This window comes from Candidatus Acetothermia bacterium, assembly GCA_024653305.1.
Lineage (GTDB): Bacteria > Bipolaricaulota > Bipolaricaulia > Bipolaricaulales > Bipolaricaulaceae > JACIWI01.
On the sequence record JANLFW010000030.1, the window covers coordinates 1 to 6979 of the forward strand.

The 6979-nt window shown below is 60.8% G+C and carries 7 protein-coding genes; 1 reads left to right on the top strand and 6 read right to left on the bottom strand.

Features of this window, described 5'->3' with window-relative positions; all coding sequences use genetic code 11:
* Window positions 1-53: 53 nt before the first annotated feature.
* The gene (locus tag NUV94_07780) at window positions 54-698 is read right to left on the bottom strand and encodes a bifunctional 4-hydroxy-2-oxoglutarate aldolase/2-dehydro-3-deoxy-phosphogluconate aldolase (protein ID MCR4392636.1); all 645 of its coding nucleotides are present in this window, start codon (window positions 696-698) and stop codon (window positions 54-56) included.
* A 394-nt stretch (window positions 699-1092) separates the two neighbouring features.
* Here NUV94_07780 and NUV94_07785 point away from each other — a divergent pair, with 394 nt between their 5' ends.
* Window positions 1093-2091, top strand: coding sequence for a C-terminal binding protein (locus tag NUV94_07785; GenBank protein MCR4392637.1), 999 nt, complete (start codon window positions 1093-1095; stop codon window positions 2089-2091).
* Here the strand turns inward: NUV94_07785 and NUV94_07790 are convergent.
* The 5 genes from NUV94_07790 to NUV94_07810 all read right to left on the bottom strand — a co-directional run bounded on the left by NUV94_07790 (window position 2088) and on the right by NUV94_07810 (window position 6750).
* Entirely contained in the window at window positions 2088-2849 is a 762-nt protein-coding gene (locus tag NUV94_07790; GenBank protein MCR4392638.1) for a glucose 1-dehydrogenase, read from the bottom strand. The genes NUV94_07785 and NUV94_07790 overlap by 4 nt on opposite strands.
* A gap of 9 nt (window positions 2850-2858) precedes the next feature.
* Window positions 2859-3605: a 3-oxoacyl-ACP reductase FabG gene (locus NUV94_07795; protein ID MCR4392639.1), complete on the bottom strand. Its 747-nt coding sequence runs from the start codon at window positions 3603-3605 to the stop codon at window positions 2859-2861.
* Between the two features lie 11 nt (window positions 3606-3616).
* A complete protein-coding gene (locus tag NUV94_07800) occupies window positions 3617-4435 on the bottom strand; it encodes a carbohydrate ABC transporter permease (protein MCR4392640.1) in 819 nt (272 codons plus the stop codon).
* A 16-nt stretch (window positions 4436-4451) separates the two neighbouring features.
* Window positions 4452-5276, bottom strand: coding sequence for a sugar ABC transporter permease (locus NUV94_07805; protein ID MCR4392641.1), 825 nt, complete (start codon window positions 5274-5276; stop codon window positions 4452-4454).
* A 139-nt stretch (window positions 5277-5415) separates the two neighbouring features.
* Window positions 5416-6750, bottom strand: coding sequence for a sugar ABC transporter substrate-binding protein (locus tag NUV94_07810; protein MCR4392642.1), 1335 nt, complete (start codon window positions 6748-6750; stop codon window positions 5416-5418).
* Window positions 6751-6979 lie beyond the last annotated feature (229 nt).

Below are 6979 nucleotides of genomic sequence, written 5' to 3' on the forward strand. Positions count from 1 at the left end.
CCCTCCTCTTGGTATCCCTAACGCCTCACCGATCACCTATCACGGATTACGGATCACGGATTACGCGCCTTGCGTACGGCTTCCACCAGCCGCCGGGCCCGCTCGGTGAGGACCTCGTAGTGGCCTTCGGCCACGGCCTTCTTGTCCACGAGCCAGGAGCCGGCGCAGACGGCAGCTGCCCCGGCGCGGATGAACTCGCCGGCGTTGTCGGCGGTGATCCCCCCGGTGGGCACGAGGGGGATTTGGGGGAGCGGACCGTGCACTTCTTGCAAGTACTTGGGGCCGAGCGTGGAGGCCGGGAACACCTTGACCATGTCCGCACCTGCTTCCCACGCGGTGAGGATCTCGGTGGGGGTCATGGCCCCGATGATGGCGGGAACCCCGTACCGGTGAGCCATCTCCAGCACGTCGAGCTTCACCGTGGGGGTGACGAGGAACTGGGCCCCGGCGAGGATGGCCTGGCGGGCGGTGGGAGCGTCGAGGACGGTTCCAGCACCCATGATGACGTCATCGATCTTGCCCACCGCCTCCTCGATCGCCCGCAGGGCCCCTGGTGTGTTCATGGTGATCTCGATGCAGGACAGCCCTCCTTCGCGGAGCTCCTGGGTGATTTTTACAAGGTCTTCTGTAGTCTGGACTCGGATGATGCCCAGTGCTCCAGCCTCGACCAATTGCTTCAAAGCTTTCCCTTTGCTCACCGCCCCTCCTTTCGCCGAAAACGGCGGGTTCACGAAGGATACCCTTCTTCTTTGCCTAAGACAACAGTATTTTTGCTAAAACTAAACTTGCGCCCCCAGAAGGCAGGGCTCCCCCGTCCGCGGACAATTCCTGGCCAAACACGTATTCCGAAGCCGGAGAACGCAGGAACACCACCCCTCTGGCCCAGGGTGCGCCGCCTCCGAGCCAGCGATTCGACGTGAGACGTCCCAACTTGTCACCGTCACATCCACCCCATGCCTCGCCAAGGTCTCGGCCACCGAGGCGGCTTGCCCCACCACGGGAACACCCCGTGCCCGCCTCCATTGGCCATTGTGAAAATCCCTCAGTCATAGTATAAACTCTAAGGTGGGTTCGGAAAGGCGGTGATCCGAGATGACCCAGAGCACACTCCGTTGGAAAGTACTGGTCACCGATTACAACTACGCCGACCTCGATATTGAGCGTGAGATCCTTGCCCAGTGGGAGGCCGAGGTCGTCTCCGCTCAATGTACACGCCCGGAGGAAGTGTTGGCCGCCGGCCAAGATGCGGATGCGCTGATCTCTCAGTATGCCCCCATCACCAAAGAAGTCATCGCCGGGCTCGCCCGCTGTCGGGCAGTGGGCCGTTACGGAATAGGTGTAGACAACATCGATGTTCAGGCAGCCACCATGCACGGAATCGCTGTGATCAACGTGCCCTCTTACTGCGAGGACGAGGTCTCCGATCATGTCCTGGCCATGCTCCTCTCCTGGGCGAGGAAGATCACCCACTACACCGGGGAGATCCGCGCGGGCACGTGGGACTGGAAAACGGGTCGCCCCATCCACCGCTTGCGAGGCCGCGTCCTGGGGTGCTTGGGATTCGGGAAGATCGCACGGATGCTTGCCGGGAAGGCACGGGCCTGGGGCATGCAGGTGATCGCCTACGATCCCTATCTTCCCGACGAGGTCTTCAGCGCGACAGGCGTCCAACGCGTGGATTTCGCGGAGATCCTTTCCCGAAGCGATTTCCTCTCCGTACACGTTCCTCTCACCGAGGCAACCCGTCACCTCATCGACGAGGCGGCTCTGGCCAAGATGAAACCCACAGCCTGTCTGATCAACACCTCCCGCGGCCCGGTCGTGGACGAAATAGCCCTGGCCCGAGCCCTGAAGGAGGGGAAGATCGCCGGCGCGTGCTTGGACGTGATGGAACGCGAACCCCCCGAACAGGGGAACCCCCTCCTTCACCTGCCGCAGGTGCTCCTTTCGCCTCATGTCGCCTGGTACTCCGAGGAGTCGCAGAGCGAACTCCGCCAGAAGGTCGCTCAAGACATCGGGCGCGCTCTCAACGGTCTCCTTCCCCAAGGGCTGGTGAACCGCGACCTCGCCGACCGCTTCCGGAGATCCTAGACCCCCTCTGCGAGGAAGCCGCCGTCGATGATCAGGGTCGTGCCGGTGACGAACGAGGCCTCGTCGGAGAGAAGGTACACCAAGCCCCCTACAAGCTCCTCTGGTTCCCCAAACCGCCCCATGGGGGTACGTTCTTCCACCCTACGCCGCCGCTCGCTCCCCGGGCGCAAGAGATCCCGGTTGAGCGGGGTGAGGAAAAAACCGGGCGAGATGGCATTTACCCTGACTCCATGTGGGGCCCATTCACGGGCTAAGGCCTTGGTGAGCATGAGAACGCCACCTTTGCTCGCACAATAAGCCAGCGCCTCGTCCAGGGCCACGTGAGCCGCCATGGAAGCGATGTTCACGATGGCGCCGTGACCTTGTTCGATCATCGCCTTGCCAAAAACCTGGCAGGCGAGGAACACGGCCTTGAGGTTGATCGACATCACTCGGTCCCATTCCTCCTCAGTGATCTCCACCGAAGGCTTGCGGAGATGGGTGCCAGCGGCGTTCACCAACCCGTCCACCGTACCCCGACTCCTGGACACCCCATTCACCAGGCTCTCCAGGCTCGCCCGGTCCAACGCGTTCACCTGCGCCGCCTGGGCTCGGCCACCCTCTTCTGTCACCTGCCGGACGGTCTCTTGAGCTTTGGTCTGGTCCAGGTCGGCCACCACCACGTAAGCTCCCTCACGGGCTAACCCGCGGCAGAATGCCGTGCCCAGTCCTCCTCCTCCTCCGATCACCACAATCGTTTTGCCCTCCAATTGGCCCATACCGCCCTCCTAATCCATCAAATAGCCACCGTTCACGTCCAGGATCTCGCCGGTGATGAACGCGGCCCCTGGAGAAGCAAGAAACACCACCGCCGCCGCCACTTCTTCTGGCTTTCCGAGCCGTCCGACGGGGATCTGGGAGATGATGGCCTGACGCCTTTCTTCGGACCACTCTGCACTCATCTCTGTCTCGATTGCGTGCGGGGCAACCGCGTTCACGGTCACACCAAACGGAGCCAGCTCCCTAGCCAGAGACTTCGTTAGCACGTCCACCGCACCTTTGGATGGGCCATAGCTCGGCGCGGATGTGATGTCCCCCACCTTGCCAGCAACCGAGGAGATATTGATGATACGCCCGGATCCTTGTCGCTTCATGATCCGAGCCGCCTCCCGAGAGCAGTAGTAAGTCCCTCGAAGATTCACCGCTAAGACCTTCTCCCAATCTTCATCGGAGTGATCCTCCAGCGAACCCCGGCGGATGATCCCCGCGTTGTTGACGAGGATGTCAAGGCGCCCGAATTCGTCCACTGTCTTCTTGAACAACACTTGGACATCGGAGAGAAGAGAGACGTCGGCGCGGACGGCCAGGGCTTGCCGTCCGATCGCCTGTATCTCCCCAGCCACCGTGCGAGCGCCAGCGAGGTCCACGTCGGATACCACCAGATCCGCCCCCTCCTTAGCCAGGGCCAAGGCGATGGCCCGGCCAATACCCCGCGCTCCTCCGGTCACCAAGGCCACTCTGCGCGCAATCGGCATCAACCCTCCTTTCACTCCTTGACCGCTCCGCCAGTCAACCCCTTGACCAAGTAGTTCTGGAGGAGAAGGTAGAGGATCACCGGCGGGAATGCAGCGATCACCGATCCGGCCATGAGCTGGGGCCAGATCACCCGAAACTGGGTCACGAGCCGACTTAGGCCGAGGGTTACCGTGGCCATGGAATCGGTGCTCGTCAAGCATAGAACCCAAAGGAGATCCCCCCAGGCGAGGAGGAAAGCGAAGATCAACGTGGCTACCATCCCTGGGGTGATGAGGGGGAATACGACCCGCAGAAAAGCGTGGAAACGGCCACATCCGTCGATGAGGGCCGCCTCGTCGAGCTCATGGGGGACCGTGTCGATGAACCCCTTGAGCATCCAAGCGCTGAACGGGAGCGTAAGAGTAGTGAAGGCTAAAATGAGACCGGTGTAGGTGTTGTAGAGCCCAATCCTGGCGAGCATCTTGAAGTAAGGCCCTACAAGGAGCACACCCGGGAGCATCTGGGACGCGAGCAGGACCCCGATCAACGCTGTCCTCCCCCGGAACTGGAACCGGGAGAATCCGTACCCAGCAAGGGCTCCCACCACAGTGGAAAGGAGGGCTGCGCCTAAGGACACGATGACACTGTTGAGGAAGTACCGGGGGAAGTTCGTCCACATCAGGACCTTTCCGTAGCCCTCGTACAGCGTGGGGTTGTGTGGCCACCAGGTGGGCGGGATGGCGTAGGCCTCGGCGTCGGTCTTGAAGGAGGTGAAGATCATCCATAGAAAGGGCACAACGTTGAAAACAAGAACAGCAACCAGGAATGCATAGGTCAAAGTGCGTGCCATGTTGTACCTCATCGCGTCACACCCTTCTCACGATCATCCGGACGTACGGAAGACCGACGATCAGAAGCAGGACAGCCATGAGCACGGACATGGCGGAGGCGTACTCGAAGTTGAAGAACTTGAAGTACTGCTTGTACGCCAGCACCGATAGGATCTCGGTCGCCCGGGCCGGACCACCCTCGGTCATAACCCAGATCAACCCGAACCGTCGAGCTTGCCAGACGATGTCCAGGATTGTGGCGATGGCGACCATCCGTTTGAGGTTGGGTAGAGTAATGTGGAAGAACTCCTGGATTGGTGACGCGCCGTCCACCTTGGCTGCCTCGTAGAGTTCCTTGGGGATGGCTTGCAGACCAGCGAGTAGGACGAGCATGACGAAGGGGTAACCCCGCCAGGTATCAGCAAGGATCACACTCGGCATCACGAGGTTTGGGTTGGCCAACCACTCCACCGGGGATGCGATGAGGTGTAAGCGATCGAGCACGTCATTGACGATCCCACTGATGGGATCAAACATCCAGGCCCATACCAGCCCAGCAATCACGTCCGGCACAGTCCAGGGGAGTATGGCCATGACGCGGAAGAACCGTCTCATCCGGATCGCACTGTTCAACGCCAAGGCCACTGCCAATCCGAAAACGAGGTGGAGGGCTACGGTACCCCCTACGAAGTAGAACGTCTTCAGAATAGAGTTCCAGAAAATGGCGTCGCGGAAGAGCCGCTGGTAATAGGCCAGGGTGAACCCGCTTGTACCCTTTGACCAAATCGGTCCGAAGCTGTTGAGGACAGCCATCACCGTGGGGAAACCGAGCACACCGATGAGGAGGATGAAACAGGGCAAGATGAACCAATATCCTTGGCGTTGGCTCTTGCCAGATTTGGTCGTGCCTTCGGAGGAACGAACTTGTCTCACGGAATCCTCCCGAAAGAAGAGGGGCTGACCCCGCTCCTTCCCCTAGGGTCAGCCCCTGTCCTTGACATCAGAACGAGGGACAGCTTTCGCCGGTGGTTCGGTAGACGTCGAGGATCGCGTTGATCTGCCGATAGGCTTCGGCCAGAGCCTGGTCGGGGTTCACGCCGATGAAACCCTTCTGAACCGCGATGTTCACCGCCTCGATGACCTGGGGCCACTCCGGGATGAGAGGCACGAGCTTGGCCCGGGCAAGTTCAGCGGCGTTGATGCGAGCGCTGGGGCTAGCGAGGATCGGCGCGTAGACCTCGGTCACATCGCGGCGTGAGGAGAGCACGTTGGCATCCCGGAACCACTTCTCCTCCATGGCCTTGCTGGTGATGAACTTCACAAGCCTCCACGCAGCCTCGGGGTTCTTGGTGTTCCGGTTGATCGCCCAACAGCTGAGCCAGGCCGTGGTGCGGAGCTTAGGGTCTGTCCCAGCTTTCACCGGCACCGGGGCAAATCCGATGATCTCGTCCCAGTTGACGCCGGGTTTGATACTCGCGATGATGGGCGGCCCCCATCCCGAGGTGAGGATCATCGCTACCTTCTCCGCGGCGAATTGCTCCCGGACCTTACCGGGGGTCATGTCGGTCACGCCTGGCGGGATGACCCCGTGCACAGTATAGAGCTCCACCCAGAACTTAAAGGCCTCCTTGGCCTCGGGGCTGTTGAGGACACAGCATTTGTAGTCAGGGGTAAGGTAATCCGCACCGAAGCTGAGGAGGAGGGGGGTAAACCGGAGCTGAAAGCCAGGATCCACCTTGCCCACCGTGCCGAAGCCCCAGGTGTCAATGCGACCATCCCCATCCCGGTCCCGGGTCAAGGCCTTGGCATAGGAGAGAAACTCGTCCCACGTCCTGGGCGGCCGCGCTGGATCGAGCCCCGCCTCGGCGAAGAGCCTCTTATTGTACATGAGGAACATGGACATGAAGTCCCCGGGCATCGCGTAGTAGCGTCCGTTGTATTGCACAGCCTCCAAGGCCGCCGGGTACCAGGGATCAACGAAACCCGGCCCCTCTGCCTCGATGAGCGGGGTGAGGTCATAGAGATAGCCTCGGGAGGCAAAGAGCCCGAACGAGACCTCAATCGGCCCAAGGTGCATCACGTCCGGCCCGACCCCAGCCTCAATGGCCGTGATGTACTTGGTCTCCTTTTCCCCATAGGACACGTACTCGAGTTCAACTTCGATGTCGGGGTTCTCGGCCATGAACTGAGCTACGGCCTCTTTAAGAGCCTTTTCCCAGTGGGGCTCCACGAGATGCCAGTCGGAGAAGACGATCTTGATCTTCGCCCACCCAAGCGTCCCCACTCCGCTTAGGGCCACCAACACCAACAGCACCGCCAGCAACTTACGCTTCACCACTTCACCTCCCATACTCCGTTCCTAACCGAAATCGCGTCGCGTTCGACTCTAGGACAGCTGCACGCCTCCTTCTCTCACCTCCTTTTGTTTTTCTCTAAAGCGTGTAACTCTATTATAAAAGGTAGGGTGGGTAGGGTCAAGAGAGAGAACCTTGGTGCGCCAGGAGATCGCTACCAGGCCGAGGGGTTGGTGACGGGGTGGTTGACGGAAGGCGGTGCTCCTCCCA